The organism is Mesorhizobium qingshengii, from assembly GCF_900103325.1.
Lineage (GTDB): Bacteria > Pseudomonadota > Alphaproteobacteria > Rhizobiales > Rhizobiaceae > Mesorhizobium > Mesorhizobium qingshengii.
In genome coordinates this window covers 1-1,837 of sequence record NZ_FMXM01000093.1, presented here as the reverse complement: position 1 = coordinate 1,837, position 1,837 = coordinate 1, and the positions used below count along the sequence as shown (strand labels likewise).

Sequence of the window (1,837 nt, the reverse complement as noted above, 5' to 3'; positions counted from 1 at the left end):
TCGCCTGACTTCGCTCATCTCCGGACGACCGGCACGGGCGCTCGCCAACCGTTTCACGGCGCTGCAGGAGACGCTCCTTGACCAGCTGCCGCCCGGCGCTAAGCCGGCGCAGCGTCTAGCCGCAACTGCTGAAAGTGGGCGGAAGCCGCCGAAGTATCAAAAACAAGACAATCCAGGGAGTTTCAAGTGGTGGACGTTGTAAAAAACCTCGAACAGAAGCTGGCGGGCGTGAAGAGCGTCGTTGGCATGTTGCGCAACTCGCAGAACGGCGCCTATGTCTATCCCGTCGTTCCGTCGGAGTTTAACAACTGGCGCGACGAACAGCGGGCTTGGCGTGAAACTGCCGTGCTGTTCGACCAAGCGCACCACATGGCCGAGTTGATGATTGAGGGGCCGGACGCAGAAAAGCTCCTTTCACGGCTGGCGATCAACAGTTTTACGAATTTCACCGTTAACAAGGCCAAACAGTTCGTGCCCTGCAGTCATGGCGGACACGTGATCGGCGATGTCATCATCTTCTATTTGGCGCAGCAGCAGTTCCTGATCGTCGGTCGTGCGCCGACGATCAACTGGGTTCAGTTTCACGCCGAGACCGGCGGCTACGACGTCAGGCTGGAGCGCGACGACAGATCGCCGTCCCGACCCGGCGGCAAACCCGTGGTGCGCAAGCGTTACCGATTCCAGGTGCAAGGACCGAATGCGCCACAAATCCTCGAGAGGCTGAATGGCGGTCCGGTCCCCGACATCAAATTCTTCAACATGGACGCCATCACCATAGCTGGACGCAGGGTCCGTGCGCTCCGACATGGTATGTCGGGTGTGCCAGGCTTGGAGATCTGGGGACCTTACGAGGAAGGCGAAGAGATCCGGGCTGCAATCATCGAGGCCGGCAAGGATTTCGACCTGCGTCAGGTTGGATCGCGCGCCTACGCCACCAATACATTGGAATCGGGCTGGATCCCCTCGCCGCTGCCGGCCGTCTACACGGGCCGTGAAATGAAATCCTACCGCGAATGGCTGCCGGCTGACAGCTACGAGGCGACCGGCTCCATCGGCGGAAGCTTCGATTCCAACGACATCGAGGACTACTATCTCACGCCTTACGATCTCGGCTATGGGTCGTTCGTCAAGTTTGACCATGATTTCATTGGCCGCGAGGCGCTAAAGAAGATTGCCGACCAGCCGCATCGCAGGAAGGTGACCTTTGCCTGGAATGCCGATGATGTCGCCAAGGTCTTCCGCTCCTTTTTCGAACCCGACATCGGCAACTACAAATACATCGACCTGCCGCTTTCCAACTATGCCTCGTCGTCCTACGACAAAGTGACAAAGGCGGGCAAGACAGTCGGTTTGTCGATGTTCACCGGCTATTCCTTCAATGAACGCTCAATGCTGTCGCTCGGAACGGTCGACCCCAGCGTAGAGATTGGCGATGTCCTCACACTGGTCTGGGGCGAGGCGGACGGCGGCTCGGCCAAGACCACCGTTGAGAGGCACAAGCAGATCGAAATCAGGGTACAGGTCGCGCCCGCGCCCTATGCGAGACAGGTAAGGGAAACCTACCACGAAGGCTGGCGGACCGCGCAGCCGGCATAGTTTCAACATTCAGGGAGCCGCCTCCCGGTTCCCGCCAAAGGGGGAGGCAGGCCATGAACGAGCCATGCTATTCGGAGGCGGCGCTGATGCGCCGCGTTGCGGCGATTGAGGCGATGGGTTGCGGCATCGGCGGGAACGATGGCGATCTCTCCTTGTCCTGCTTTCACGACCGTCGCTACTACGGCCATACGGCCGGCGTACGCGCCGAAGGTTTCCGGCCGGATCCACTTCAAGGAAAAGG

At 59.8% G+C, this 1,837-nt stretch carries 3 protein-coding genes; all 3 read left to right on the top strand.

Going from position 1 to position 1,837, the window contains the following annotated elements; all coding sequences use genetic code 11:
• On the top strand, positions 1 to 202 hold a 202-nt coding region (locus BLS48_RS36060; protein WP_208604720.1), incomplete at its 5' end, for a hypothetical protein.
• Positions 190 to 1,596: a vanillate/3-O-methylgallate O-demethylase gene (ligM, locus tag BLS48_RS34470; protein ID WP_038655152.1), complete on the top strand. Its 1,407-nt coding sequence runs from the start codon at positions 190 to 192 to the stop codon at positions 1,594 to 1,596. The genes BLS48_RS36060 and ligM, both read left to right, overlap by 13 nt.
• 53 nt (positions 1,597 to 1,649) lie before the next feature.
• Positions 1,650 to 1,837: hypothetical protein (locus BLS48_RS34465; protein ID WP_143019603.1), on the top strand; the 188-nt coding region annotated here is incomplete at its 3' end.